The organism is Bradyrhizobium sp. USDA 3311 (assembly GCF_054062495.1).
This window is the reverse complement of the sequence record NZ_JBSSFI010000001.1, coordinates 8,356,510-8,382,169: the sequence shown is the minus strand read 5'-3', so window position 1 is coordinate 8,382,169 and position 25,660 is coordinate 8,356,510. Positions and strand designations below refer to the sequence as shown.

Here is a 25,660-nt window from a genome sequence, read left to right as displayed (position 1 = left end):
ATCTAGAGATGGTGGCGCCAGATTCCGGGTTCGATGCTGCGCATCGCCCCGGAATGACGGCCAAGAACGTCACGCCACGTTCTGGTCGAGAATGTCCACCGCCTCTGAGAGGCTCACCGACACGAGTTGCGAGACGCCGCGCTCGGCCATGGTGACGCCGAACAGGCGGTTCATCCGCGCCATCGTGATCGGGTTGTGCGTGATGATGATGAAGCGCGTGTCGGTCGAGCCGGTCATCTCGTGCAGCAGGTTGCAGTACCGTTCGACGTTGTGGTCGTCGAGCGGTGCGTCGACTTCGTCCAGCACGCAGATCGGCGAAGGATTGGTGAGGAACACGGCGAAGATCAGCGCCATCGCGGTCAGTGCCTGCTCGCCGCCCGAGAGCAGCGACAGTGTCTGCGGCTTCTTGCCCGGGGGCTTGGCGATGATTTCGAGGCCGGCCTCCAGCGGGTCGTCGCTCTCGATCAGGTGCAGTGCGGCCTCGCCGCCGCCGAACAGCTCGACGAACAGGCGCTTGAAGTGGTTGTTGACGACCTCGAACGAGGTCAGGAGGCGCTCGCGCGCTTCCTTGTTGAGGCTCTGGATGCCCTGGCGCAGCCGCTTGATGGCTTCGACGAGGTCGTCGCGCTCGGTGACGAGGCCGGTGTGCTGGGTCTCGACCTCGCGCAGCTCTTCCTCGGCGCGCAGGTTGACTGCGCCGAGGCGCTCGCGGTCGCGGCGCATCTTTTCGAGGTCTTCCTCGATGTCGTGCAGCGGCGGCAGCTCCGCGCCGGGCTCGATCTCGGCAAGGCCGGCGACGGCCTGCGGCTCGACCTCCAGCATGTCGCGGATCTCGCGCTCGATGTCCTCGAGCCGGCGCCGCGCGCCTTCCATGCGCTCCTCGGCGCGGGCGGTGGCCTCGCGGGAGCTGGAGAGCGCCTCGAGCGTCAGCTTCGCGACGCGGTCGGTCTCCGCCATCGCGCTTTCCGCGGTGGCGAGCGCGTCGGCGGCCATGCGGCGGTCGTTTTCCGCGTATTCGATCTCGGTGATCAGCGCGCTGCGCTTCTCTGCGAACACGGCGGGGGCGTTTTCGAGCTCGCTGCGCTCGATCGTGAGTTCGGCGATGCGGGCCTGGATGGTGTCGATGTGGGAGGCCGCGCTCTCCTTGCGGTTCTGCCACTCGGTGCGCTCGGCGAGGATTGCCTGCACGCGGCGGTCGGCCAGCTCGGCCTCGCGCGCCAGCGCCTGCGCCTCGGCGCGGACCTGGGCGGCCATGCGGCGATGGGCTTCGATGTCGCTGCGGACGGCGGCGAGACGGGTCTCGGTGTCTTCGCTCGACGGCAGCTCGCTGATGCCGGCCTCGGCGTATTCGTAGGCGGCTTCGGCCTCGGCGCGGTCGGCGGCGAGACGGCTGTGCGCTTCCGACAGCGTCGCCTTGCGCGCGGCGTGGCGGCTGATCTCGCGCTCGGCCGTGGCATGGCGCTCGCGCGCGACGTTCAGCTCGCGCTGCGCGGCGCGCCAGGCTTCGCGGCTCGCGCCTTCGGTGCTGGCCGCAATCTGCAGTTCGGACTCGGCATTCTCCAGCGCCTGGCGCTTGATCTGCGCGTCGATGCGGGCCTGCTCCAGCTCGTTCTCGATGTCGACGAGGCGGGCGCGCTCGGCAAGGCGGCGTGCGGCGCCGGTCGGGGCGTGGGCCGCCGCGACGAAGCCGTCCCAGCGCCAGACGTCGCCCTCGGGCGAGACCAGCCGCTGGCCGGTCTTGAGCTGCGAGACCAGCTCGGCGCCGCGCTCGCGCGGCACCACGCCGATCTGCGCCAGGCGGCGGGCCAGCTCGGCCGGGGCCTGCACATGGTTCGCGAGCGGCACCACGCCTTCGGGCAGCTCCGGATCGCCGTCGGTCTCGCCGACATTGGTCCAGCGCATCGGCGCCGACGGGTCGATCGGCGCATCGAGATCGTCGCCGAGCGCGGCGCCGATGGCCTTTTCAAACCCCTTGTCGACGGTGATGCCGTCGATGATCGGCGGCCACAGGTTCTTGGTTTCGCCATTGACGATCTTGGAGATCGTGCGCGCCTCGGTCTCGAGCCGCTGCACGCGCTTGTCGGCTTCGTTCAGCGGCGAGCGCGAGGATTCCAGCGTCTGCCGCGCGGCGACGTGCGCGGCTTCGCTCGCCTGCGCCGCGGCCTCCGAGGCCGCCAGCGTCTGCTCGGCGGTCTCGACCGTCGCGGTCAGCTCGTCGAGGTCGCCGAAGCCGCCCGTTTCATCGGCAAGCTTCTGCTCCTCGGCGGTGACGTTCGCGATCTCCTGGTCGAGCCGGGCAAGCTTGTCGCGGTGGGTGCGGACATTGGCTTCGAGCTGGTTGCGCTTGGCGGTGAGGTCGGCGAGCGCCGTGGTGAGCTCGGCGAACTGCTGCTCGGTTTCGGTCAGCACCGCCTCGGCTTCGCCGACGCGTTCATCGACGCCGGAGCGCTTCTCGACGCGCGACTTGATCTCTTCCTTCAGCTCGGCGTCTTCGCTGTCGAGGCGCTGGAGCGCGACGTCGGCGTCCATGGTTTGTTGCTGAGCACGGGAAATGTCGCCTTCGAACTGGGCGAGGCGGCGTTCGAGCTCGGCGACGCGCTCCTTGGCGCGCTCTTCCTCGCGGTCGAGCAGTTCGCGGGCATTGGTCAGGCGCTGGAGCCCGGCCGCGGCGCGCGCCTCGGCATCGCGCAGCGCCGGCATTTCGGCGGCGCGGATCGCCTGGATGCGGGCGGCTTCGGCCTGGTGCTGGGTGCGCTCGGCCATCTCGCGCACGGCGAGATCGTGGGTCTGGCCGGATTCGTTGACGTCGGCATGGGCGCCGATCCAGCGCAGATGGAACAGGGTGGCTTCGGCCTTGCGGACCTTGGCGGCGACCTCGCGATAGCGCACGGCCTGGCGGGCCTGCTTCTTCAGGCCTTCCATCTGGCCGGAGAGCTGGCCGATCACGTCCTCGACGCGGGTGAGGTTGGTTTCGGCCGCCTTCAGCCGCAGCTCGGCTTCGTGGCGGCGGGCATGGAGACCTGCGACACCGGCGGCGTCTTCCAGCACGCGGCGGCGCTGCTCCGGCTTGGCCTGGATGATCTCGCCGATCTTGCCCTGGTGGACGAGGGCGGGCGAGCGCGCGCCGGTGGCGGCGTCGGCGAACAGGATCTGCACGTCGCGGGCGCGCACGTCGCGGCCGTTGATGCGATAGACCGAGCCAGCCTCGCGCTCGATGCGGCGGGAGATCTCCAGAAGCTGGCTGTCGTTCATCGCCGCCGGCGCGGTGCGATCGGCGTTGTCGATCGTCATCGTCACTTCGGCGTGGTTGCGCGCCGGACGGTTGCCGGATCCGGCGAAGATCACCGCGTCCATGTCGGCGGCGCGCAAGCTCTTGTACGAGGTCTCACCCATCGCCCAGCGCAGCGCTTCGACGAGATTCGACTTGCCGCAACCGTTGGGTCCGACCACGCCGGTCAGGCCGGGCTCGATGACGAAGTCCGTGGGCTCAACGAAGGACTTGAAGCCGTGAAGGCGCAGGCGGGTGATTTTCATAAGCACGCATCTCTGTTGGCAGGCGCGAATCCCCCTGCCGGGACAATACCATGGAAGGCAATGTCGCTATCCGGGCGAGTCGCGCGAGGCGCCTCATGCGGCTGGACAATGGCCGCGGTGCGCCGCGAGGGCAACCGGCGAAAGCCGCTTTTCCCAAGGGATTTATCCCGGGAATGATACGGCTTTCGAGATGCGAATCAGGCGTTGAGGGCGAAGAATCAGCTCTTCAGCAGCGGATTGATCTTCTTGGCGAATTCCTCGAACGAGGCCTCGCCCTTGATCTTCTCGCCGTTGATAAAGAAGGTCGGCGTCGAATCCACCTTCAAAACGTCGCTGGCGTATTTCTGGTCGGCGGCGATCTTGTCGAGCAGCGCCTGGTCCTTCAGGCAGGCTTCGACCTGCTGCTGGGTGAGGCCGGCCTGCTTGCCGATCCGCGTCAGGGTCTCGGTGGTGTTCTTCATCACCCAGTCGTTCTGCTGCCGGAACAGCATGTCGGTGACAGCGAAGTATTTCGGCGCATCGCCATTGGCGATGCAGCGCGACAGCATCGAGCCGGCGGCGGCTTTGATGTCGAGCGGGAACTCGCGGAAGACGTAACGGATCTTGCCGGTGTCGATGTATTCCGCCTTGATCTTGGGGAACACCTGCTCGTTGAAGGCCGCGCAATGCGGGCAGGTCATCGAGGCGAATTCGGTGATGGTGACGGCGGCGTCCTTCGGGCCGAGCGCCATGTCGGGCAGCGACACGGGCTTGGCCACGTCACCGGCGGCCTGCGCCATGGCGTCGGAGATGAACCGCAATGGGGAGAACCCGGCGACCGCGGCAAGCCCGGTCAGCGACAGCATCGTGGTGAAGGCGCGGCGGGTGATGATCAAGGTCGGCTCCCGGATTGGCGTGGTCTTGCCCGAAGTTCCCATTTGGGCGGCCTGTCGCTAGCTTGAAACGTCGTTTGAGGCAATGGCGGGCCGCGGGAACGGGTCCAGATTGACCGCGAAATGAGGCTCAATTTCGCTTGATGGCCGCCCCGAGCCGCGCCAGCGCCGACTTGAGCTGTTCATCTTCGATGTCCCCGAGGGTCTCCTCCACCTTGGCGACACTCTTGGGGTCCGGCGGGCCCGGCCGGACCGGCCGCTTGGCGCGCGACAGGGGGGCCTGGCGGAAGGCGAGCTTGCCGACCGCGCTCCAGCCGAAGAAGCGGTTGACCCGTTCCAGGATCACATCCGCGGAATGCTGGATCTCCAGCGCCATCGGCCCCTCGACCCGCAGCACCAGCGTGGCCGGCTCCTGCGGCTGGCCCTCGACCGGTCGCGGCCATTGCATCTTGAGGGGCTCGGCATGCGCCGCGATCTCTGCTCCGGCAATCTGCGCCCAGCGCGTCACCAACTCGCGCGCGGCAAAGCCCTGTTTGGCGTACGCCTCGGCAAAGACGTCGTTGAGCAGCAGCGAGAGCGGCTTGGCGCTGATGGGGCCCGGCTTGGGTGGGAATTTGGACATGGACCCTTATAGCACTGCGGCGTGAGAGCCACAGGCTCTTCGCCGTCATGGCCGGGGCTCGCCCCGGCCATCCACGTTCTCTTGCGAAGAAAGACGTGGATGCCCGCGACAAGCGCGGGCATGGCGTGGAGAGGTCGGTGCGTTGTCGTTACAGTGGGAGCATGAGCCCCAAATCCGCCCTGAAGGCGAAATCGGAACCCAGTCAGCCGGAGACCGCATCGCGCCCCTTGGCGCTGCTCGCCTGGTACGACCGCCACCGCCGCCGCCTGCCGTGGCGGGCGGCGTCGGGTGAGGCATCGGACCCTTACCGCGTGTGGTTGTCCGAGATCATGCTCCAGCAGACCACGGTAAAGGCGGTCGGCCCTTACTTCGAAAAATTCGTCGCGCGCTGGCCTGATGTCACCGCGCTGGGGCGGGCCTCGCAGGACGACGTGCTGCGGATGTGGGCGGGGCTCGGCTATTACTCCCGTGCGCGCAATCTCCATGCCTGCGCGGTCGCGGTGACGCGCGAGCATGGCGGCGTCTTTCCCGACACGGAGGAGGGGCTGCGCGCGCTGCCGGGCATCGGGCCTTACACTGCGGCTGCGATCGCCGCGATCGCCTTCGATCGCCGCACCATGCCGGTCGACGGCAATATCGAGCGCGTGGTGTCGCGCCTGTTCGCGGTCGAGGAGGAGCTGCCGCAATCAAAACCGCTAATCCAGCAACTGGCGGCGACGCTCCTTGCCGACGCCCGCGCCGGTGATAGCGCACAGGCATTGATGGATCTCGGCTCTTCGATTTGCACGCCGAAGAAGCCGGCCTGCTCGCTGTGTCCGCTGAACGATGATTGCATCGCACGCGTGCAAGGCACGCAGGAGAGTTTTCCGCGCAAGGCGCCGAAGAAGAGCGGGACGCTGCGGCGCGGCGCTGCCTTCGTCGTGACGCGCGGCGACGAACTGCTGGTCCGCAGCCGGCCCGAAAAGGGCCTGCTCGGGGGCATGACGGAGGTGCCGGGCTCGGACTGGCTCGCCGGTCAGGAGGACGCGACGGCGAAGCAGCAGGCGCCCGCGCTGAAGGGCCTGTCGCGCTGGCAGCGCAGGGTGGGCGTCGTCACCCACGTCTTCACGCATTTTCCGCTGGAACTGGTGGTCTACACCGCCCAGGCAGAAGCTCGCACGCGGGCACCCGCGGGCATGCGCTGGGTGCCGATCGCGACGCTGGCCGGCGAAGCGCTGCCCAACGTCATGCGGAAGGTGATCGCGCACGGATTGCGCCTCCCGCCGGCCCCATCCTCCTGACACCACGCTGGCAGCAGGGCCGCGTTAACAGGGGCGACACGGAGGCTCCCCAATGGTCAAGACCGCGCTCGACAACTTTCCCAGGCCGCCTTGTGCCGAGCTGCTGGGATGGCGCCTGTTCGATGCCCGTCCGGAGGAGGGCTGGATCAAGCTCAGCTTCGAGGGCAAGCCCGAATTCTGCAATCCGGCGGGCTTCATCCAGGGCGGCATGCTCTCGGCCATGCTCGACGACACCATGGGCCCGGCCGTGCTGGTGATGAGCGAGGGCCGGCTCTACACCACCACCATCAGCATGACCGTGAACTTCCTGAGCCCCGCAAAGCCCGGCCCGATCATCGGCGAGGCGACGGTGACGCAACTCGGCAAGACCATTGCCTTCGTCGAGGCCAGGCTGATGACCGAGGACGGCACCGTGCTTGCCACCGCGACCGCGAGCGAGCGGCTGCTGGAAGCGGCGAGAGTGGTTCGCTGATCCAGGTGCGGCGGGCCCATTCTGCTCGAATAGGAGGGGACGCCTCGCGCAGCGCGGAAGCGGACAGAGATCTACCCGCGCGTGCAATCGCAGAATTTGCTCGCGAATTCCTTGCGCACGCAATGAGCGTGCGGCTCGTTGTCGGCTCTAGCAACGCGAGCATTTGACTCGCGCATATTGTCGCAGCCCGCAGAGAAAACAGGTGGATACGCGCAATCCGCAGGCGAATCGCGACGGTCGAGGCGTCATCGACGTGACTTGCGGCAAATTGACCAATTCATATTTTTGGCGGAAACTTTGAATGTTGCTGCCCCGATAAAAATTTCACAAACCTGAACGGGATGATTGTCAAGCTGCGCGTTATTTGAGGCCTTGAGGTGAGTCATGGCGCTTGCGCTTATTGAGACCGGCCACACCAACGTCGATCTTAAACCGTCCCCGATTGAGCCATCCTGGATCATTGAAGGAAATCCGGAAGCGCGCTCGCACCTGCTGTCAACCAGCGCGTGCGGCACCGCCACGACCCTGATCTGGTCCTGCACCATGGGCAAGTTCAACTGGTACTACGATCTCGACGAGACGATCATGATCCTTGAAGGATCAACGGTGATCGAGAGCGATGGCATGCCACCGAAGCGCTACGGTGTCGGCGACGTTGTCTTTTTCCGCGAGGGCGCGCACGCCAAATGGCACATCGAAGACTATGTGAAAAAGGTCGCCTTCCTGCGCCAGACCAATCCCGTCGGGCTCGGTTACGCTATCCGTGCCATCAACAAGCTTAAGCGCATGTCGTCAACCTTGGGCGGTCGTCGCTCCACCTAACTCGCACCCGTCAACGGCATTGCGGAGTGTGAAGCAACGACCTAGGTGCTCGCGCCTCTCGCATCGGCGCGCCGCGGCACGATCGGCGGCTTGGTATTCAGCGCCTCGACCTGGAACCCCGCGACGCGCTTGTAGTTCGCGGCGATGTCTTCCAGCTCGTGCTGCGACAGCACGTCGGTGACGACCTCAAAGCCGTCGGGCGCGCGCTCTTCGACCAGTTGCATCACCTGCTCGGGTCCGTTCTTGCGGTTGAGCAGGACGAGGTCGGTGGTCGCCGGCCTCCGCTCGGCCTCGTAGGCGAGCAGCGCTGCCTGCGTCGGGCCATGCGCCAGGATCTCGCGGGTGATGACGCGGGCATCGAGGATCGCCTGCGAGGCGCCGTTCGATCCGATCGGGTACATCGGATGCGCGGCATCCCCCATCAGCGTGACGCGGCCGAACGTCCACTGTGACACCGGATCGCGGTCGACCAGCGGATATTCGTAGGCGTGCGGGCAGTTCCGGATCAGGCCGGGCACGTCGAGCCAGTCGAACTGCCAGCTCTCGAACCACGGCAAGAACTCCTCCAGCCGCGCGGTGCGGTTATAGTCCTCGCGTCGCCACTGGTAGGTCGGCGGCATGTGGCGCTCGGCGACCCAGTTGATCAGATGGTTGCCCGCCGCATCCGGCACCTTGCTGATCGGATAGCAGACGAATTTCAGGATCTCGTGCCCGGCCATGATCATGGTGCGGCCGGTGAGGAATGCCTTTGCCGGCGTCACGCCGCGCCAGAGGATGCGGCCGTTCCAGATCGGCGGGCCTTCATCGGGATAGAGCTTTTCTCGTGCGGCGGAATGGATGCCGTCGGCGGCGATCATGATCGCGCCTTCGTAGGTGCCTGCGGCCTTGCCGGTCGCCTTGTCGATGAAATCGGCGCGGACGCCGTCCGCTGTCTCGGTCCAGCCGGTCAGATGATGGCTGGTGAGGATGCTGTCGCGGCCGAGCCGCTCGATTGCGGTGTCGAGCAGGAGCTGCTGCAGCGTGCCGCGATGGATCGAGAATTGCGGCCATTTGTAGCCGGCCTCCAGCCCGCGCGGCTCACTCCAGATCGGCTTGCCGTGCTTCGAGAAGTAGGCGAGCTCGCTTGTGCGCACGCCGCTGGCATCGAGCTTGTCGATCAGCCCGAGCTCGATCAGCTCGCGCACGGCATGCGGCAGCACGTTGATGCCGACGCCGAGTGGTTTCAGCTCCGCGACGCTCTCGAACACTTTTACGGGAACGCCGATTCCGTGCAGGCTGAGCGCAAGCGTTAGCCCGCCGATGCCGCCGCCGGCGATGAGTACCGTCATGACAAAGCCCCTCCGATTGCGGGCGTCTTGGCACAGGCGGGCGGATGTGGGCAACTGCGAAGAGGATGTCGTGCTATGGACCTCGGGGCCGACAGTCGTTAATTTCCAATTTTCCCATGAGGTCCGACATGCTCAAGCTCTACTACGCCACCGGCACCTGCGCGCTCGCTACCTACATCACCCTGGAGGAGGCCGGCGCCGACTACACGGCTGAACGGCTGAGCTTCAAGGACAATCAGCAGAACAGCCCGGACTATCTCGCCATCAACCCGAAGGGCCGCGTGCCCGCGCTGGTGACCGACCGCGGCGTCCTGACCGAGACGCCGGCGATGCTGGCCTATATCGCGCAGACCTTTCCCAAGGCGAAGCTCGCGCCGCTCGACGATCCCTTCGACTTCGCCCAGGTGCAGTCGTTCAATTCCTATCTCTGCTCGACCGTGCACATCAACCATGCGCACAAGATGCGCGGCGCGCGCTGGGCGACACAGGAGAGCTCGTTCGCCGACATGAAGGCGATGGTGCCGAAGACCATGGGCGCCTGCTTCGCCCTGATCGAGCAGAAGATGTTTAGGGGGCCGTGGGTGATGGGCGATCAGTTCACGATCTGCGATCCCTATCTTTACACCCTGTCGACCTGGCTCGAAGGCGACAGCGTCGACATCAACGCCACGCCGAAGATCGCCGATCATTTCAAGCGGATGTCGGAACGGCCTGCCGTGCGCAAGGTGATGGACGCGCAGAAGGCGTAAGGTTCTTGTGGGGTGGGCAACGGCGCGAAGCGCCGTGCCCGCCATCTTTCCACGTCATGAAAGAATTGGTGGGCACGCTTCGCTTTGCCCACCCTACGACGAAGCCCTCCGCTTCTCCAACTCCCGTCCCGTCTCCAGCATCAGCCGCCGCAGCCAGATCGAGCCGGAATCCATCTGCGCGCGGGTCGGATAGAACATGAACTGCTCGTCGATGCCGGGGTCGAGCGGTGGGGTCACGGTGTCGAGGCCGAGCTGCCTCGACAGCGCCGCGATCAGCCGGCGCGGCACGAAGGCGACAAGGTCGGTGCGGGCGGCGACGTGCAGCGCTTCGAGATAGCCTGACACGACGAGTGCAATGTGCCGCTCGATGCCCTTGGCTCGCAGCCAGGTGTCGATCAGATCCTCACTATTGCCCCGGATGATCACGCCGACATGGCGCGCGGCGAGGAACGTCTCGCGCCGCTTCAGCTTGGCTCCCATGGGATGGCCGCGCCGCACCGCCAGCGCGTCGCTGTCGGTGTAGAGCAGCTGGCGGTGAAAGCCCTTGAAGGCGTTGCCGATCGAGATCACGAGGTCGATGGTGCGGGCGAACTCGGCGTGGAAGATCGCAGGCCCCCGCCACGGCACGACATCGACGCGAACGTTGGGCGCGGCCCGCGTCACTTTCTCCATCAAGGGCGGCATCAACAGCTCGACCGCGAGGTCCGGCATCATCAGGCGGAATTGCCGTTCGCTGCGCGCGGCGTCGAATTCATCCGGCACGAACAGCCCGCGCACCTGATCGAGCGCCTGTGCCAGCGGCGCGCGCAGGGCCTGTGCCCGCGGCGTCAGCTCCATGCGCGCGCCGGTGCGCACCAGCAGCGGGTCGCCGAAGATGTCGCGCAGGCGTTGCAACGCGTGGCTCGTCGCCGGCTGTGACAGGCCGATCCTCATGGCCGCGCGGCTGACATTGGCTTCGCGCAGCAGCGCGTCGAGTGCGGTCAAGAGGTTCAGGTCAAGCGAATTCAAATTCATGAGGCGAATAGATATCATATTGGCTATCGATTTGAAGAATGCTGATCGGCGGACGATGATCTCCCCGACGCCACCACACGGAGATGCCGCCATGAGCGCTGCCGCCAACAAGAAACTGATGCAGGATATTTTCGCCGCCGCCGCCAACCCCGATCCGGGCGCGCGCGACCGCGCCCTGTTCACCGCAAGCCTCGCCGACGATGCCAGATGGGTCGTGACCGGCCAGTATTCCTGGTCGCGCACCTTCACCGGCAAGGAAGCGATCCTCAACGATCTGCACGGCTATGTGCGCACCCGCCTGCGCGACCGGACGCGCACCGTTGCCCACCGCTTTATCGCCGATGGCGACATCGTCGTGGTCGAAGCCAAGGGCGACAACGTCACGCCGGAAGGCGTGCGCTACGACAACGATTACTGCCTGGTGTTTCGCCTGGAGGGCGGCAGGATCAAGGAGATCCGGGAATATTGCGACTCGGTCCTGACCGAGAAGGCGCTCGGCCCGTTTCCGCAAACACCCGCGAGGGCCGCGAGCTGACCGGATTGATCGACGTCGCGCCGACCGACCGACCCGGTCCGTTACGGCCGTCAATGGTCGTGCGGGCCTGGCGGACGCTGGTGGAGATCATGCGGATCCGGCGGGAGCGGTCCCGGGCCCGGTGCCAGCTCGCTGCCATGACCGAGCGGGAGCTGCAGGACTGCGGGATGACCCGGTCGGAGATTGCGTACGAGCTGCATAAGCCCCGCCGGCGAAGTTAAGATCGGAAGGCGTTGCCTCGCCCCCGCTGGAAGCGGTCGAGAACGCGCTTGGCAAAATGACGCAGGGGCGGCCTGACGAACGTCCGTCGGGACGCTCCATGCAGCGATCTGCATGCGCCTGCGGGCCTTGCGCCAAAACCTTGCGCAACTGCCGATAAAATCAGCAGTTCTGCTGCGATCCTTCGCGCGCGCGCGCGAAGGATTAGAAGGTTCAATTAACGAGTGTCCCCCATTGTGTCGCGGTGCAGCGTGGGTCGCCGAGCAACGACTCGCGGCTGCCAGGGTGGCCGGTGACGATCGCCGGACGTTCGGCCGCTCGAATTCACATGCATCTGGGTGGACAGTGGGAATGCCGAAATTTCGTTTGCGGATCAGGGGACGCCTGTACGCAGGCTTCATGGCCTTGGTGGCGGTCGGTCTCGTGATGGCGGTGGTCGCCATCTGGAACTTGCGGGCCGTGCAGGATCAGGTCGCAAAACTCTCGGCGTTCTCGGACAGCACGGCGCGGGTTCTGGAGATCTCGACCCATCTCCAGGCGATCCAGCGGGCCAATCTGCGCTACATCTACGACGCCAGCGAACCTGCGATGAAGGAAGCTTCTGAACGGGAAGCCGCGGCGACCGAGCTGTTGAAGGTCGGAGCGCAGGGGACGGCCTCCGAGGAGCGGCGCAAGCTCTACGAAGATCTCATCACCGACATCGCCAGGATGCGGAGCCTGCGTGACAATCTCGGGGACGCCGTCAACGAGGCGAGAACCGGCAAGGCGACGCTGCTGCCCAGCGGCGACGAGCTGACCGTCAAGATGGGCAAGCTGGTCGATACGGCGCGCGCAGCCGTTGACGAAGACACCGCGGCCCTCGTCGCGGACCTCGAATCCAGGCTCCTTCTCGTCCAGATCGCGAACTGGCGTTTCCTGGCCCTGCGCGACACCAAGGGGCCGGCCAACTTCAGGACGAATGTCGACAGGGCCATGCAGCGGCTCACGGCGCTCGAAAAGAGCCCGCAGGCGACGGAATTGCGCGCCACGCTCGCGCCGGTGAAGACCTCGCTCGGAATCTACAAATCCGCGTTCGAGACGACGTCGGCCGCGATGCTCCAGGCCGACGAGATCTATCACAAGAACCTCGCCCCGCTCATCGTCGAGAGCATCGGCAAGCTCAAGGTCGCCGAAACCACCCTGAAGAAGGACTACAAGGATTCGCGCACCACCGCCGAAGCCGTGATCGAGGGCACGACGTCCGTGCAGGCGATCGCGGGCGGCCTCGCCGTTCTGTTCGGGTTGATCGTCGCCTTCCTGATCGCCCGCAGCATCGTCGGTCCCCTGACCTCGATGACGCGCGCGATGGGGCTGCTCGCCGGTGGCAATCTCGAGGTCGAGATTCCCGGCCGCGGCAAGGCCGACGAGATCGGCGACATGGCCAAGGCGATCGAGGTGTTCAAGAACAACATGGTCGACACCGAGCGCATGCGCGCGGAGCAGGTGGAGGTCGAGGCGCGGCAGGCCGAGGGCCGCAAGAAAGACATGGTCCGGCTCGCCGACCAGTTCGAGCAGGCGGTCGGCGAGATCGTCGACACCGTGTCGTCGGCATCGAACGAGTTGGAGGCCTCGGCCGGCACGTTGACCACGACCGCCTCGCGGGCCCAGGACCTGTCCACGGAAGTCGCCAGCGCCTCACAAGAGGCCTCGGCCAACGTACAGGCGGTTGCGTCCGCGACCGAGGAGCTGTCCTCCTCGGTTTCGGAGATCGCCCGCCAGGTGCAGGAATCCGCCCGCATCGCCAGCGAGGCGGTGGGGCAGGCGAGCAGGACCAACGACCGGGTCGGCGAGCTCTCCAAGGCGGCCGCCCGCATCGGCGACGTGGTCGAGCTGATCAGCACCATCGCCGGCCAGACCAATCTGCTGGCGCTGAACGCCACCATCGAGGCGGCGCGCGCGGGCGAGGCCGGCCGCGGCTTTGCCGTGGTCGCCTCCGAGGTCAAGGCGCTGGCCGAGCAGACCGCGAAAGCGACCGGTGAGATCGGCCAGCAGATTTCCAACATCCAGGCCGCTACCGAGCAATCCGTCGGCGCCATCAGGGAGATCAGCGGCACCATCGAGCGGCTGTCGGAGATTTCCTCGACGGTCGCGGCGGCCGTGGAGCAGCAGGGCGCGGCGACGCAGGAGATCTCCCGCAACGTCCAGCAGGCGGCCCACGGCACCCAGCGCGTTTCCACCAATATCGGCGACGTGCAGCGCGGTGCCTCCGAGACCGGTTCGGCCTCCTCGCAGGTGCTCTCGGCGGCGCGCTCGCTGTCGGCCGACAGCAACCGGCTGAAGCAGGAGGTCGCCAGGTTCCTGAACTCGGTCTACGCCGCCTGATCGGCGCGGGCGTTTCAAAAGCAAAGGTCCACGCGCAGGCGCGTGGACCTGCGATGGCGGCGCGCCGGAAGTTGCTTGATGCCCGGATAAATTCGTCGATACAATCGGGCGTGTGACTCGCGCCGCATCCTGGCGCAAGCCGCGCCGGACAAATTCGATTGCCACTTTCCTGTTCAGATGATCGCAGAACTGGCGGCGCCTGCCATCACCACGGCATCTTTCGTGCGATCCTCCGTAGTCGACGCGTGGCAAATGCAGCATTGAATTAAGAAGTATTCTTCATGGTGTCGCGGTGCAGCGCGATCTCCGAAAGGTGATTGCGGCTGGGCGGGGGGCCGCTGCGACGTCGGGGAGTCGTTCGGTTACTCCATCTCTCTTGCTATGGATGGACGGTGCAGATGCCGAGCTTGCGTTTCAGAATCCGGGGGCGTCTCTACGCCGGATTTTCGGTTCTCGTTGTCGTTGGCTTGATCATGGCCGCGGTCGCGATCTGGAATTTGTGGGCGGTCCAGGGCCAGATGGCGCGGCTATCCGCACTCTCGGACAACTCGGCCCGCGTCCAGGAAATCTCGATCAACCTCCAGGCGCTGCGGCGCGCCAATCTCCGCTACATCTATGACGCCAACGAGCCGGCCTTCAAGGAGGCTGCGGAGCGGGAGGGGGCGACGGTGGAGCTGCTGAAGGACGCGGCCAAGTCGACGGTCTCCGAGGAGCGGCTCAAGATCTACAATGGCCTGATCGGTGACGTCGAAAAGATGAAGTCCCTGCGCGAGCGCATGGGCACCGCCGTCAACGAGACGGCGAAAGGCAAGGCTGTTCTGCTCGCCGGCGGCGATGAGCTGACCGCCAATACCGGCAAGCTCGTCGACGCCGCGCGTGAAACCGGCGATACCAGCGTGACCGCCCCTGTCGCCGATCTCGAATCCAAGATCCTGCTGGTTCGTGTCGCAAACTGGCGCTTCCTCGCCGTCCGCGACGCAAAGGGGCCGGCGACCTTCAGGACCAATGTCGATCGGGCGCAGCAAGCGCTCAAGTCACTGGAGGGGGCCGGTCTGCCGAACGAGGTCAAGGCCGCGTTCGGACCGATCAAGAGCTCGCTTTCGGCCTACAAGGCGGCGTTCGAGACGACCTCCGCCGCAATCCTCCAGGCCGATGAAATCTACCGCAACAGTATCGCTCCCCTGATCGGCGAAAGCGTCGACAAGCTCAAGGTGGCGGAGACCGGATTGAAGGCCGACTACCAAAAGTCGCGCGCGGCCGCCGATGGCGTCATTGCCAATACGACCTGGATCCAGGAAGTCGCCGGCGGCCTTGCGATCCTGTTCGGCAGCCTCGTCGCCTTCCTGATCGCGCGCAGCATCGTCGGACCGCTGACCACGATGACCCGGGCGATGGGGCTGCTCGCCGGTGGCGATCTCAAGGTCGAGATTCCGGGCCGTGGCAATCGCGACGAGATCGGCGACATGGCCAAGGCGATCCAGGTTTTCAAGGAGAGCATGGTCGAGACCGAGCGCCTGCGTCACGAGCAGGTCGAGGTCGAGGCGCGGCAGGCCGAGGGCCGCAAGGCCGACATGAGAAACCTGGCCAACCAGTTCGAACGTGCGGTCGGCGAGATCGTCGACACCGTATCATCGGCGTCGAACGAATTGGAGGCCTCGGCCGGCACGTTGACCACGACCGCCTCGCGGGCCCAGGACCTGTCCACGGAAGTCGCCAGCGCCTCACAAGAGGCCTCGGCCAACGTACAGGCGGTTGCCTCCGCGACCGAGGAGCTGTCCTCCTCGGTTTCGGAGATCGCCCGCCAGGTGCAGGAATCCGCCCGCATCGCCAGCGAGGCGGTGGGGCAGGCGAGCAGGACCAACGACCGGGTCGGCGAGCTCTCCAAGGCCGCCGCCCGCATCGGCGACGTGGTCGAGCTGATCAGCACCATCGCGGGCCAGACCAATCTGCTGGCGCTGAACGCCACCATCGAGGCGGCGCGCGCGGGCGAGGCCGGCCGCGGCTTTGCCGTGGTCGCCTCCGAGGTCAAGGCGCTGGCCGAGCAGACCGCGAAAGCTACCGGTGAGATCGGCCAGCAGATTTCCAACATCCAGGCCGCTACCGAGCAATCCGTCGGCGCCATCAGGGAGATCAGCGGCACGATCGAGCGGCTGTCGGAGATCTCGTCGACGGTCGCGGCGGCCGTGGAGCAGCAGGGCGCGGCGACGCAGGAAATCTCCCGCAACGTCCAGCAGGCGGCTCACGGCACCCAGCGCGTCTCGACCAATATCGGCGACGTGCAGCGCGGCGCTTCCGAGACTGGTTCGGCCTCCTCGCAGGTGCTCTCGGCGGCGCGCTCGCTGTCGGCCGACAGCAACCGGCTGAAGCAGGAAGTCGCGAGGTTCCTGAACTCGGTCCACGCCGCCTGATCGGCGCGGGCATTTCAAAAGCAAAGGTCCACGCGCAGGCGCGTGGACCCGGGTTGAAGGCGTGGCGCGATCAGGCGACCTTGGTCATCATGTGCTTGAACATGTTGGCGCGCGCTTCGTCGTCCATCTCGGCCTTGAAGGTGAACTTGTCCTTGAGCCCGATCGCGCGCACAGCCGCAGGGCGCGCCGAGATCTCGTCGACCAGGCGCTTTACGTTCGGATATCGTGCAAAGGCGTCGTCGCCGAGCTTGAACGGCACCATCCGCGCCCAGCCCCACAGCGCCATGTCGACGATCGAATAGCTGTCGCCGACCATGTAGCGGTGGTCTTTGAGGTGGCCGTCGAGAATCTTGTAGTGGCGATCGGTCTCGTACTGATAGCGGTTATGGGCGTAGTCGTGGTTCTGATCCTTCGGCGCGAAATGCTTGAAGTGCACGGCCTGGCCCGAATACGGGCCGACGCCGGTGGCGATGAACATCAGCCATGACAGCGTCTCGCCGCGCAACGACGCGGCGGGCAGGAATTTTCCGGTCTTCTCGGCGAGATAGAGCAGGATGGCGTTCGAGTCGAACACGATCGTGCCGCCGTCGTCGATCGCCGGCACCTTGCCGTTCGGATTGATCTTGAGGAAATCCGGCGTGAACTGCTCGCCCTTGCGGGTGTCGATCTTCACCGGCTCAAAAGGAAGGCCGGACTCTTCGAGATAAAGCGCGACCTTGGTCGGGTTCGGCGAACCGTTGAAATAGAATTTGAGCATCACACATCTCCCCAGTGTTTCTTGCCGAGAGTGAACGCAGCGTCATTGCCGCGGGGCCGGCCTGTCTTGCCTGAAGCTCGTCGGGGAGGGCAACCGGCGAGTTTGCCGGGCGGTACCTGCGCGCCGCGCAGATCAGCCAGCGTAACAAAGGCCGATCGCCGCCGTAATAATCATCCCGGCGCCGACGGCTTCCAGCCGCAGCCCGAGCCGCGCGGCAAGATGCATGTCGGAGGCCCGTGCCGATCGCTCCGATCCGCGCGAGTAGCCGTGCACGATGACGTCGTGATTGAAATCGTCGTGCGCCTCGTTGCTGCTGGCGAGCCCGACGCAGACCACGAGCACGCCGAACAGAGCGAGGCCGAAAAATCCCAGCAGCGCGATCAGGAACATCGGAAACATGCCGAGCAGGAAGATCGGCAGCAGCGGCACCAGCAGCAAGGTCTCGGACTGTCGTCGCATGAGAGCCAACCGGTCAGGACGGGGCTGATCGGTCGAATCTAGTCCTGGTTCCGCTGGCTTTCAACCACCGCTGTCACTCCGGGCGCGCCTCTTGGCGCGAGCTATGATGCGCAATTGCGCATCTGAGAGTCCATTGGGCGGCGTGTGCTTGGGTTCGATGGATTCCGGTTCTCGCTTCGCGAGCCCCGGAATGACGGAGGAGAGGGAGGACTACTCCGCCGCCATGCCGGAGCGGATCTCGGCGCGGAGCTCGTCGATCAGCTTGAGACCCTTCTTGGTCTCGACATGCCAGAAGGTCCAGCCGTTGCAGGCCTGCGCGCCCTGCGCCACCGCGCCGATGCGGTGGATCGAGCCGACCTTGTCGCCGAACATGATGGCGCCGTCGGCGCGGACCAGGGCGCCGAGCTTCTTCTTGGCGTCGAACAGCTTCGTGCCGGGCATGATCATGCCGCGCTCGATCAGCTCGGAGAACGCGACCCGCGGCGCCTCGCGCGCGGTCATGAACGGGGCAAGGCTTGCCTCCGGCAGCGGCTCGACCGCGGCGATGCGGGCCTCGGCGGCCTTGGCGTAGGTCTTGTCGCGCTCGAAGCCGATATAGGAGCGGCCGAGACGTTTGGCGACGGCGCCGGTGGTGCCGGTGCCGTTGAAGGGGTCGATCACGAGATCGCCGGGCTTCGATGACGACAGCAGCACGCGCGCGAGCAGGCCTTCCGGCTTCTGCGTCGGATGCACTTTCTTGCCGTCGGCGCCCTTGAGGCGCTCCTCGCCGGTGCAGAGCGGGATCAGCCAGTCGGAACGTGCCTGCACGTCCTCGTTGGCGGCCTTCAACGCTTCGTAGTTGAAGGTGTAGCCCTTGGCCTTCTCGTCGCGCGCGGCCCAGATCATGGTCTCGTGCGCGTTGGTGAAGCGGCGGCCGCGGAAGTTCGGCATCGGGTTGGTCTTGCGCCAGACGATGTCGTTCAGGAGCCAGAAACCGAGGTCCTGCATGATCGCGCCGACGCGGAAGATGTTGTGATAGGAGCCGATCACCCAGATCGTCGCCGACGGCTTCATCGCGCGGCGGGCGGCAAGCAGCCAGGCGCGGGTGAAATCGTCATAGGCGGAGAATGAATCGAACTTGTCCCAGTCGTCGTTGACGGCATCGACATGGGATTCGTCGGGGCGCTTCAGATCGCCCTTGAGCTGGAGATTGTACGGCGGATCTGCGAACACCAGATCGACCGAACCAGCCTGAAGCTTCGACATCTCGGCGACGCAATCACCGAGGATGATGCGATGCGACGAAGACTCAAAATTTGTGCGGGGCGCCCTTGCAGACGCCCCGCGACGCGACTCTACCATGACTCAAGAACTCTGACTCAGGCGACGCTGTCGGCGACGCGGGACCAAACAACCGACTGACCGTTACATTGAAGGGGCAAAGTAAAAATCGACTTAATCCGCCGCTTTCGTGTGCAGGCCTCGCATCGCGCGTCGTGCGTGGTTCGCTGTTCGCATTCGCCGAGTTTTACAGTGAATTTCGCGTTTCTTCGCGCTGCGGGAGCCGCTGGAGCTGCGAAACGACTCCAAATTTCTCTCGGAAAAAATTGCTCAACCCTCGGAAAAAATTGCTGGCATCGGCATGCTGTCGCACTAGGCAATAATTGCCGAGCGGGATATTGATAAAGGCAACGGAAATTTTACGTATGTGGCGCGTTGAGCTTTGTCGCATTTGCGCCCAATTGACGCCATCAAGGACTTAAGGGAAGCCCGCCATGCGCTACGATGATTTCCGCCGCAGCGACGACATCGAGGATCGTCGCGACGAAGGCGGCGGCGGGTTTGGCGGCGGCGGAGGCGGCGGGTTCGGCCTGCCCATGGGCGGCGGCGGGCTCGGCATCGGCACCATCATCGTGCTCGGCCTGATCGGCTACGCCTTCGGCATCGATCCGCGCATCCTGATCGGCGGCGCCGAGATCCTCACCGGCGGCGGCCAGGCGCCGAGCTACCAGACCGATCGCCAGTCGACGTCGGCCAAGCGCGGCGCGCCGACCGACGAGATGGGCAGCATGATCTCCGGCATCCTCGGCGAGATCGACGACCGCTGGAGCGAGATCTTCCAGGCCAGCGGCCAGTCCTACACCGGTCCGAAGATCGTGCTGTTCCGCAACGCCACCAATGGCGGCCGCTGCGGCATGGCGCAGTCGGCGATGGGCCCGTTCTACTGTCCGCCGGATCGCACCATCTTCCTCGACACCGGCTTCTTCCGCGAGGTCGAGACGCGCTTCCGCGGCTGCTCCGGCAAGTCGGCCTGCAATTTCACCACCGCCTACATCATCGCGCATGAAGCCGGCCACCACATCCAGAACCTGCTCGGCATCATTCCGCGCGTGACGCGGCTTCAGCAGCAGGCCGGCAGCAAGGCCGAGGCCAACGCGCTCCAGGTCAAGGTGGAGTTGCAGGCGGACTGTCTGTCCGGCGTCTGGGTCAACCGCGAGGCGAAGAAGCGTCCGAACTTCCTGGAAGCCGGCGACATCGACGCCGCGCTGACCACGGCCAGTGCGATCGGCGACGACACGCTCCAGCGTCAGGCCACCGGACGCGTCGTGCCCGATTCCTTCACCCATGGCTCGGCCGCGCAGCGCAAGCAATGGTTCATGACCGGCTACCAGCAGGGCACGGTCCAGGCCTGCAACACGTTCGGCGGCGGGTCGTAGTACACTGGACTTCGTGCCCCGGACGTAGCGCAGCACGAACTATGATGCCCAATTGCGCATCCGGGAATGCAGGAGTAGTGGCGTCATCCTGAGGTGCTCGCCTCTTCGGCGAGCCTCGAAGGATGGCGAGCTCCCGGCCCATCCTTCGAGGTGCGCCCTTGCGGTGCGCTTGCGCCGCACGAGCGCGCATCTCCCGAGCGAACGCAAATGCGTTCGTCCGGGGATGACGGCGGTGGCCGGGGAAACAGGAGTGAAGTCGTGGCCTCGATCGACGAAGCAAAACAGTTCATCCCGCTCAACATCGCGGTGCTGACCGTCTCCGACACGCGCGCGCTCGCCGACGACAAGTCCGGCCAGACGCTGGCCGACCGCCTCACCGGCGCGGGCCATCATCTTGCCGCGCGCGAGATCGTCACCGACGACGTCGAGGCGATCCGCGCCGTCATCCGCCGCTGGATTGCAGATCGCGGCGTCGACGTCGTCATCACCACCGGCGGCACCGGCTTCACCGGGCGCGACGTCACGCCGGAGGCGATCGAGCCCTTGTTCGAGAAACGCATGGACGGTTTCTCGATCGCATTCCACATGCTGAGCCACGCCAAGATCGGCACCTCGACGATCCAGAGCCGCGCCACCGCGGGCGTTGCCGGGGCAACCTACATCTTCTGCCTGCCCGGCTCTCCCGGCGCCTGCCGCGACGGCTGGGACGGCATTCTCGCCGCTCAGCTCGACTACCGCACGCGCCCCTGCAATTTCGTCGAGATCATGCCGCGCCTCGACGAGCATCTGCGCCGGCCGAAGGCGCAAGGCGCGACGGTGTAGTTGCCGGCGTTGACGCTTTCTTCCCTTCTCCCCCTTGTGGGAGAAGGTGGCGCGAAGCGCCGGATGAGGGGTTCCCTCCGCGGAGACCTGTGCTCGTGGAGACACAAGGGGCGAGGGCACAGCGATGCGCATCTCGCTCTTTGCGACACTCGTTCTCGACTAGAATTTGTTGGTCAGCGAACTCCACACCATCAGCCACATCTGCCGGCACGCCTCCGCGTGCAGGCGTCGCGCCCGGCGCTTGTAGAGATCGACGAGCTCTCCGGTGATGCGGTGCGCGGATTGGTGCCGCTGGTGCATCAGAGATCGCGCTCCCAGGTTTCGCCGACGAGGTTCTGGCCGAAGCTGCGGTGCGGCTCGGTGGCGACCAGCTTGAAGCCGGCATCCTGATAGATCTTTCGCGCGGCTGTGAGATTGCTCTGCGTCCACAGTGTCATCCGCCGATAGCCGCAGGCCCGTGCGAACGAGACGCATTCGGCGACCAGCCGCTGGCCGAGACCCTGCCCGCGTGCGGCGGGGTCGAGCAGCAGCAGCCGCAGCTTGGCGACGTCGTCGCTGGCCTTCACCAGGAACACCGAGCCGACCGGGCGGCCCTCGATGTCGGCGATCCAGCAGCGCTCGCGCGAGGCATCGTAGGAGGTCATGTATTTGGCGACGATCTCGGCCACCAGCGCCTCGAAGCCGGAATCGAAGCCGTATTCGCCGGCATAGAGCGCGCCGTGGCTCTGCACCACCCAGCCCATGTCGCCGGGGCGGGGATCGCGCAGGATCGCGCGCGGCGCCGGCGCGCGTGGCAAAGCGAGCAGCCGCTCGATCGTCTCCATCGCTCCGGTGAGCCGCCTGCGCTCCTCGTCCGGCAGCGGCCGCAGCATCGCGGCGACGTCCTCCTGGGACGAGCGCTCCAGCTTGGCGAAGGCCTGGCGGCCCTTTGCGGTCAGGCTGAGCTGAACCTGCCGGCGGTCGCTGGCAAGCGGCTTGCGCGCGATCAGGCCGCTCTCGTCGAAATTCTGCACGATGCGGCTGAGATAGCCGGCGTCGAGCCCGAGCGCGATGCCGATCTCCTTGGCCGATTGCTCGCCTCCATGGGCGAGCTCGTAGAGCACGCGGGCCTCGCTCAGCGAGAACGGGCTCTTCAGGAGCTGCTGGTCGAGAACGCCGAGCTTGTGGGTGTAGAAGCGGTTGAAGGCGCGGACCGCCTGAACCTGGTCGTCGGCGACCTGTCCGGCCGCAGCGCTTGATGACGACGAGCTTGATGGCAGAGGGCTTGATGGCATGGGTCACCTCAACACTTGCCATTGTCAAACAATTATTTGACTTTGGCAAGTATCAAGAGTGAGTATAAAAAAGTGGCTTCAGCCGACCATGACGATCCGGCTGCGCAGCATGGTCCGGGACGAGCGGCCGAGCCGGCGCAGCAGCCGCGCCTCGGAGCGGCGGGCTTGGGGCGGGTAGCCGCCGATCCGGTCGTAATGGTCACGCGCGATCAAAAGTCCCTGATCGCCGAGCGGGCCGACCAGCTTGCGGGCCACGGCGCGGAGCATGTCGCGGAATCCGGTGTCGGCGTAGGGCGAGCGGGCGTAGCGGAACACCGCCGCACGGTCCCGGCCGCTGCTCGCGACGGCCTGGATGAATTGGGTGGTCTCCTCGATCCAGCCGGTTTCCAGCACCGCGCCTGCGGGCAGGAACATCAGCCAGGCCGACCGGGCCTGGAGCGCACCGGCGGCCAGCGCCGCGCCCTGCGAGGATCCCTCGAAGCCGATGAAACGGCAGCCGGCGACGTCGGCCACGCGCTCGATGACGCCGTTGCGGGTGCCGTCGACCAGGAGCACTTCCCGGACGATGCCCGCGGCGGCGCCGGGGACCAGCGCGGCCAGAGTTGCGACCGCCGTCTGCTCGACGCCCTCGGTCGGAATGATGACGCTCAGCATGGTTGAGGCTTCGATGTCCGCACTTCGGGAGAAGCGTAACTTGTTATGATGTTGTCATAAACACGCGGCAATGCCGAGTGCAACTTTTCGGCGGGGCTCCGCCGTTCGATGGTAAACTGCCAGAGCCATCGCATCCAAAGATGTCCCGCGCGGGACGGCAATGTTGCTGAATATTTCGGCGCAGCTTTGTCTTGACCGTATTAACCCGGAGTTTCGTTCCGATATTGCGCGCCACGCAGGCGGATCGCAATCCTACGAGAGGAGGATGCGAGTGGAACGACGCCCGGGAACGGGAAAAGCAGGCAATCCATTGTGCTGAAGAGGGCTTCGTATGACTGCCGATCAACTTGCTGTTAGCGCGCCGTCGACATCTCCCAGGCCGGCCGCCGCGCCGACCTTGCGGATCCGGGCGCTGATGCTGGGCGACCGCATCAATGCTTCGGGCCTCGAGCTCGGCGCGCTGGTGTCGTCGACGCCGGCCGCCTTCCGCGTCCATGCCGGCCTTGCCGTGATCTTCCGCTACGGCGTCGTGGTGCTGATCGGCCTGTTGCCTTCGGAGGAGAAGGTGCTGATCGACAGCCTGAAGCCGCGCGTGATCGGCGAGCTCAGCCCCTATGAGGAAGAGACCGCGCAGGCGCAGCTCTGCAACGACGAGAACGCCGAGGTGATCCAGCCGGGCGGGCCGATTTGCCTCGCCAAATTCTCCGACGACCGGTTGCTTCTGGTTGCCGACGCGCTCGCCAAGAGCACGTCGCTGGCGCGCGACGAACGGCGTGTCGCGGCCGTGTTCGACGTCATCGAGCCGTTCGCGCGCGAGCTCGCCGAGCGCGGCCGCACGCCGCGCCGGCGCAGGGCCATTCTGCAACTGATCGGCAACGCGCTGCTGGTGCAGCAGCGCGTCGCCGGCCGCGTCGCCGTCGCCGAGAAGCCCGACGTGCTCTGGGAGAAGCCCGAGCTCGACCGGCTCTATGCCCGCCTCGAAGACGAGTACGAATTGAAGGAGCGCCTCGACACGCTCGAGCGCAAGCTCACCGCCGTGTCCGAGACGGCCAATGCGCTGACCGACATCATCGACACCGAGCGCTCGTTGCGTCTCGAGATCGCCGTGGTGGTGCTGATCCTGATCGAGGTCGCGATCGGGTGTATCCAGATCTTCGCCGGCATTCACTGAGCCGCGGCGGCGCGTGCCGGCGGATCGAGGTCGCCGGCCTGCGATTGCCATTTCGCGATCTCCGCGAGTTCGGCATCGGGGCGCGTCTCCACCGTGCGGCAGCGTCCGAGATAGAGTTGTCCCGCATCGCCCTCGATCGTGATCCAGTCGCCCTCCGACAATGTCGCGTCGGCAAGCTGGGCCTGCCGCGCGACAGGATCGATCTTCAGCGCGTGACAGCCGACCACGCAGGGCTTGCCCATCTGCCGCGCCACCAGCGCCGCATGCGAGGTCCGCGCGCCGACCGCCGTGACGATGCCGGCCGCCACCGCGAAGCCTGCGACGTCCGCGGTGCTGGTATCGGGACGCAGCAGGATGACCGGATCGCCTGTGGCCGACAGGCGCTGGGCGCTTTCGGCGTCGAAGACCGCGCGGCCGACGCCGATGCCCCCGGACGCGCCGATGCCGATCGCCGCCGGCTCGCCCGCGCAGACCAGTGCGGTCTCGGCGAGCGAGGCGAGGTCGATCCCGGCGATCCGCTCCAGCGCCTCGTGCTGCGTGATCAGCCCCTCATGCACGAGGTCGATCGCGATCCTGACCGCCGCACGCGGCGTTCGCTTGGCCGCGCGCGTCTGGAGGATCCACAGCCTGCCATCCTCGACGGTGAACTCGACGTCCTGCACGTCGCAAAATTCACGCTCGAGCCGCTTCAGGATATCGCCAAGCTCGGCCTCGGTCCGCGGCAGTGCGCGCACGATCGCATCCTCGGCGTCGGGGGAGCGGCGCCCGGACACGACGTCCTCGCCCTGCGCATCGAGCACGAGATCGATCATCGGGCGCGGTGCGCCGGTCGAAGGATCGCGCGAGAAGGCCACGCCGGCACCCGATGTCAGCCCGCCATTGCCGAACACCATCGCCTGCACCGTGACGGCGGTGCCCTGGAGCCCTTCGAGTTGCTGGAGTTTCCGATAGGTCTTCGCCCGCTCGCTCGTCCAGGACCGGTAGACGGCTTGCGCCGCGGCCTCGAGCTGCGCGACCGCATCCTCGAGCCACCCATCGGCGTGATCCTCGACCAGCGCCTGTTCGTCGCCGGCAAGCCGCTCCAGCGCTTCGCTGTCGAGCGCGCGATCGTTCTCGGCACCTTCGGCCTCGACCAGTTCCGAGATGCGGGCCGCGAATGCGGCGGCGTCCAGCCCGAGCACCGTCTCGCCAAAACTCTCCAGGAAGCGCCGCCGGCAGTCCCAGGCGAGCCGCGGCCGGCCGGTCGCACGGATCAGGCCGTGCACGGCATCCGACGTGCAGCCGACATTGAGCACGGTGTCGAGCATGCCCGGCATCGATCGGGCGGCGCCCGAGCGCACCGAGACCAGCAGCGGCAGCCGCCGGTCGCCGAACCGCCTTCCGGTCGCGCTCTCCAGGAAGGCAATTCCTTCCTTGAGCCCGTCGCTCAGATGACGCTCCGCATGCGCGTGCCCTGCGACGATGTCGGCGCAGAGCTTGACCGGCAGCACGAAAGCCGGCGGCACCGGCAGGCCCAGCGCCGCCATCCGGGCGAGGTTGGCGGCCTTGGCGCCGATCTCCTCGGCGGGACGCAATTCGGTCGCCTCGGCGCCGATACGCACGATATGCATG

23 protein-coding genes are annotated in these 25,660 nt (G+C 66.2%); 11 read left to right on the top strand and 12 right to left on the bottom strand.

The genetic code is table 11. From position 1 onward, the window contains the following. Positions 1-69: 69 nt before the first annotated feature. From smc to ACVWW6_RS39875, 3 genes are all read right to left on the bottom strand, one after another. Positions 70-3,534, bottom strand: coding sequence for a chromosome segregation protein SMC (gene smc, locus ACVWW6_RS39885; protein ID WP_011085283.1), 3,465 nt, complete (start codon positions 3,532-3,534; stop codon positions 70-72). A gap of 218 nt (positions 3,535-3,752) precedes the next feature. Next, positions 3,753-4,409 (bottom strand): DsbA family protein, encoded by a 657-nt coding sequence (locus ACVWW6_RS39880; RefSeq protein WP_038967973.1) that lies wholly within the window; start codon positions 4,407-4,409, stop codon positions 3,753-3,755. Positions 4,410-4,536: 127 nt separating this feature from the next. Next, complete coding sequence (locus ACVWW6_RS39875) at positions 4,537-5,028, bottom strand: DUF721 domain-containing protein (protein ID WP_011085285.1); 492 nt, start codon at positions 5,026-5,028, stop codon at positions 4,537-4,539. 161 nt (positions 5,029-5,189) lie between these two features. On the opposite strand from ACVWW6_RS39875, the gene mutY reads away from it, so the two are divergent. From mutY to ACVWW6_RS39860, 3 genes are all read left to right on the top strand, one after another. Further along, the gene (gene mutY / locus ACVWW6_RS39870) at positions 5,190-6,308 is read left to right on the top strand and encodes an A/G-specific adenine glycosylase (protein ID WP_456682695.1); all 1,119 of its coding nucleotides are present in this window, start codon (positions 5,190-5,192) and stop codon (positions 6,306-6,308) included. Between the two features lie 52 nt (positions 6,309-6,360). Beyond that, a complete protein-coding gene (locus ACVWW6_RS39865) occupies positions 6,361-6,780 on the top strand; it encodes a PaaI family thioesterase (RefSeq protein WP_456682694.1) in 420 nt (139 codons plus the stop codon). Positions 6,781-7,164: 384 nt separating this feature from the next. Continuing rightward, complete coding sequence (locus ACVWW6_RS39860) at positions 7,165-7,602, top strand: cupin domain-containing protein (RefSeq protein ID WP_011085288.1); 438 nt, start codon at positions 7,165-7,167, stop codon at positions 7,600-7,602. Between the two features lie 41 nt (positions 7,603-7,643). Here the strand turns inward: ACVWW6_RS39860 and ACVWW6_RS39855 are convergent, their stop codons facing one another. After that, entirely contained in the window at positions 7,644-8,930 is a 1,287-nt protein-coding gene (locus ACVWW6_RS39855; protein ID WP_456682693.1) for a flavin-dependent oxidoreductase, read from the bottom strand. 128 nt (positions 8,931-9,058) lie between these two features. Here ACVWW6_RS39855 and ACVWW6_RS39850 point away from each other — a divergent pair, with 128 nt between their 5' ends. Next, positions 9,059-9,679, top strand: a complete 621-nt coding sequence (locus ACVWW6_RS39850; RefSeq protein WP_011085290.1) for a glutathione S-transferase family protein — start codon at positions 9,059-9,061, stop codon at positions 9,677-9,679. Between the two features lie 93 nt (positions 9,680-9,772). On the opposite strand, the gene ACVWW6_RS39845 is transcribed toward ACVWW6_RS39850, so the two are convergent. Then, positions 9,773-10,693, bottom strand: coding sequence for a LysR family transcriptional regulator (locus tag ACVWW6_RS39845; RefSeq protein ID WP_304551166.1), 921 nt, complete (start codon positions 10,691-10,693; stop codon positions 9,773-9,775). Between the two features lie 91 nt (positions 10,694-10,784). Here ACVWW6_RS39845 and ACVWW6_RS39840 point away from each other — a divergent pair, with 91 nt between their 5' ends. The 4 genes from ACVWW6_RS39840 (at position 10,785) to ACVWW6_RS39825 (ending at position 16,216) form a co-directional block, all read left to right on the top strand. After that, positions 10,785-11,228, top strand: coding sequence for a nuclear transport factor 2 family protein (locus ACVWW6_RS39840; protein ID WP_038967975.1), 444 nt, complete (start codon positions 10,785-10,787; stop codon positions 11,226-11,228). 53 nt (positions 11,229-11,281) lie between these two features. Further along, positions 11,282-11,449: a DUF1127 domain-containing protein gene (locus ACVWW6_RS39835; protein WP_082757218.1), complete on the top strand. Its 168-nt coding sequence runs from the start codon at positions 11,282-11,284 to the stop codon at positions 11,447-11,449. 349 nt (positions 11,450-11,798) lie between these two features. Then, a complete protein-coding gene (locus ACVWW6_RS39830) occupies positions 11,799-13,808 on the top strand; it encodes a HAMP domain-containing methyl-accepting chemotaxis protein (protein ID WP_456682692.1) in 2,010 nt (669 codons plus the stop codon). A gap of 398 nt (positions 13,809-14,206) precedes the next feature. Further along, positions 14,207-16,216 (top strand): methyl-accepting chemotaxis protein, encoded by a 2,010-nt coding sequence (locus ACVWW6_RS39825; RefSeq protein WP_456682691.1) that lies wholly within the window; start codon positions 14,207-14,209, stop codon positions 16,214-16,216. Positions 16,217-16,286: 70 nt separating this feature from the next. On the opposite strand, the gene ACVWW6_RS39820 is transcribed toward ACVWW6_RS39825, so the two are convergent. The 3 genes from ACVWW6_RS39820 to ACVWW6_RS39810 all read right to left on the bottom strand — a co-directional run bounded on the left by ACVWW6_RS39820 (position 16,287) and on the right by ACVWW6_RS39810 (position 18,773). Beyond that, positions 16,287-16,973, bottom strand: coding sequence for a glutathione S-transferase family protein (locus tag ACVWW6_RS39820; protein WP_456682690.1), 687 nt, complete (start codon positions 16,971-16,973; stop codon positions 16,287-16,289). 132 nt (positions 16,974-17,105) lie between these two features. Beyond that, on the bottom strand, positions 17,106-17,432 hold the full coding sequence (locus ACVWW6_RS39815) for a hypothetical protein (RefSeq protein WP_028175588.1): 327 nt from the start codon (positions 17,430-17,432) through the stop codon (positions 17,106-17,108). A gap of 210 nt (positions 17,433-17,642) precedes the next feature. Beyond that, the gene (locus ACVWW6_RS39810) at positions 17,643-18,773 is read right to left on the bottom strand and encodes a site-specific DNA-methyltransferase (RefSeq protein ID WP_011085296.1); all 1,131 of its coding nucleotides are present in this window, start codon (positions 18,771-18,773) and stop codon (positions 17,643-17,645) included. A gap of 413 nt (positions 18,774-19,186) precedes the next feature. On the opposite strand from ACVWW6_RS39810, the gene ypfJ reads away from it, so the two are divergent. Together ypfJ and moaB are read left to right on the top strand one after the other, a co-directional pair. Beyond that, complete coding sequence (gene ypfJ / locus ACVWW6_RS39805) at positions 19,187-20,128, top strand: KPN_02809 family neutral zinc metallopeptidase (protein ID WP_011085297.1); 942 nt, start codon at positions 19,187-19,189, stop codon at positions 20,126-20,128. A gap of 258 nt (positions 20,129-20,386) precedes the next feature. Continuing rightward, a complete protein-coding gene (gene moaB / locus ACVWW6_RS39800; RefSeq protein WP_060910851.1) occupies positions 20,387-20,950 on the top strand; it encodes a molybdenum cofactor biosynthesis protein B in 564 nt (187 codons plus the stop codon). 159 nt (positions 20,951-21,109) lie between these two features. Here moaB and ACVWW6_RS39795 read toward each other — a convergent pair whose 3' ends face one another. The 3 genes from ACVWW6_RS39795 to ACVWW6_RS39785 form a co-directional block, all read right to left on the bottom strand. Beyond that, positions 21,110-21,250: a hypothetical protein gene (locus tag ACVWW6_RS39795; protein WP_157839392.1), complete on the bottom strand. Its 141-nt coding sequence runs from the start codon at positions 21,248-21,250 to the stop codon at positions 21,110-21,112. Further along, a complete protein-coding gene (locus ACVWW6_RS39790; RefSeq protein WP_011085299.1) occupies positions 21,250-22,224 on the bottom strand; it encodes a bifunctional helix-turn-helix transcriptional regulator/GNAT family N-acetyltransferase in 975 nt (324 codons plus the stop codon). The genes ACVWW6_RS39795 and ACVWW6_RS39790 overlap by 1 nt, the downstream gene beginning before the upstream one ends. 78 nt (positions 22,225-22,302) lie before the next feature. After that, positions 22,303-22,878 (bottom strand): glycosyltransferase family protein, encoded by a 576-nt coding sequence (locus tag ACVWW6_RS39785; RefSeq protein WP_011085300.1) that lies wholly within the window; start codon positions 22,876-22,878, stop codon positions 22,303-22,305. A 331-nt stretch (positions 22,879-23,209) separates the two neighbouring features. On the opposite strand from ACVWW6_RS39785, the gene ACVWW6_RS39780 reads away from it, so the two are divergent. After that, positions 23,210-24,049, top strand: a complete 840-nt coding sequence (locus ACVWW6_RS39780; RefSeq protein ID WP_028175591.1) for an RMD1 family protein — start codon at positions 23,210-23,212, stop codon at positions 24,047-24,049. Here the strand turns inward: ACVWW6_RS39780 and ACVWW6_RS39775 are convergent. Then, positions 24,043-25,659, bottom strand: a complete 1,617-nt coding sequence (locus ACVWW6_RS39775) for a PEP/pyruvate-binding domain-containing protein (RefSeq protein WP_456682689.1) — start codon at positions 25,657-25,659, stop codon at positions 24,043-24,045. The two genes, ACVWW6_RS39780 and ACVWW6_RS39775, sit on opposite strands and share 7 nt — an antisense overlap. Between the last annotated feature and the right edge of the window lies 1 nt (position 25,660).

Coding starts and splice junctions, on each gene's coding strand:
- smc (WP_011085283.1), bottom strand. CDS start 3,534: ATGAAAATCACCCGCCTGCGCCTTCACGGCTTCAAGTCCTTCGTTGAG.
- ACVWW6_RS39875 (WP_011085285.1), bottom strand. CDS start 5,028: ATGTCCAAATTCCCACCCAAGCCGGGCCCCATCAGCGCCAAGCCGCTC.
- mutY (WP_456682695.1), top strand. CDS start 5,190: ATGAGCCCCAAATCCGCCCTGAAGGCGAAATCGGAACCCAGTCAGCCG.
- ACVWW6_RS39865 (WP_456682694.1), top strand. CDS start 6,361: ATGGTCAAGACCGCGCTCGACAACTTTCCCAGGCCGCCTTGTGCCGAG.
- ACVWW6_RS39860 (WP_011085288.1), top strand. CDS start 7,165: ATGGCGCTTGCGCTTATTGAGACCGGCCACACCAACGTCGATCTTAAA.
- ACVWW6_RS39855 (WP_456682693.1), bottom strand. CDS start 8,930: ATGACGGTACTCATCGCCGGCGGCGGCATCGGCGGGCTAACGCTTGCG.
- ACVWW6_RS39850 (WP_011085290.1), top strand. CDS start 9,059: ATGCTCAAGCTCTACTACGCCACCGGCACCTGCGCGCTCGCTACCTAC.
- ACVWW6_RS39845 (WP_304551166.1), bottom strand. CDS start 10,693: ATGAATTTGAATTCGCTTGACCTGAACCTCTTGACCGCACTCGACGCG.
- ACVWW6_RS39840 (WP_038967975.1), top strand. CDS start 10,785: ATGAGCGCTGCCGCCAACAAGAAACTGATGCAGGATATTTTCGCCGCC.
- ACVWW6_RS39835 (WP_082757218.1), top strand. CDS start 11,282: ATGGTCGTGCGGGCCTGGCGGACGCTGGTGGAGATCATGCGGATCCGG.
- ACVWW6_RS39830 (WP_456682692.1), top strand. CDS start 11,799: ATGCCGAAATTTCGTTTGCGGATCAGGGGACGCCTGTACGCAGGCTTC.
- ACVWW6_RS39825 (WP_456682691.1), top strand. CDS start 14,207: ATGCCGAGCTTGCGTTTCAGAATCCGGGGGCGTCTCTACGCCGGATTT.
- ACVWW6_RS39820 (WP_456682690.1), bottom strand. CDS start 16,973: ATGCTCAAATTCTATTTCAACGGTTCGCCGAACCCGACCAAGGTCGCG.
- ACVWW6_RS39815 (WP_028175588.1), bottom strand. CDS start 17,432: ATGCGACGACAGTCCGAGACCTTGCTGCTGGTGCCGCTGCTGCCGATC.
- ACVWW6_RS39810 (WP_011085296.1), bottom strand. CDS start 18,773: ATGGTAGAGTCGCGTCGCGGGGCGTCTGCAAGGGCGCCCCGCACAAAT.
- ypfJ (WP_011085297.1), top strand. CDS start 19,187: ATGCGCTACGATGATTTCCGCCGCAGCGACGACATCGAGGATCGTCGC.
- ACVWW6_RS39795 (WP_157839392.1), bottom strand. CDS start 21,250: ATGCACCAGCGGCACCAATCCGCGCACCGCATCACCGGAGAGCTCGTC.
- ACVWW6_RS39790 (WP_011085299.1), bottom strand. CDS start 22,224: ATGCCATCAAGCCCTCTGCCATCAAGCTCGTCGTCATCAAGCGCTGCG.
- ACVWW6_RS39785 (WP_011085300.1), bottom strand. CDS start 22,878: ATGCTGAGCGTCATCATTCCGACCGAGGGCGTCGAGCAGACGGCGGTC.
- ACVWW6_RS39780 (WP_028175591.1), top strand. CDS start 23,210: ATGACTGCCGATCAACTTGCTGTTAGCGCGCCGTCGACATCTCCCAGG.
- ACVWW6_RS39775 (WP_456682689.1), bottom strand. CDS start 25,659: ATGCATATCGTGCGTATCGGCGCCGAGGCGACCGAATTGCGTCCCGCC.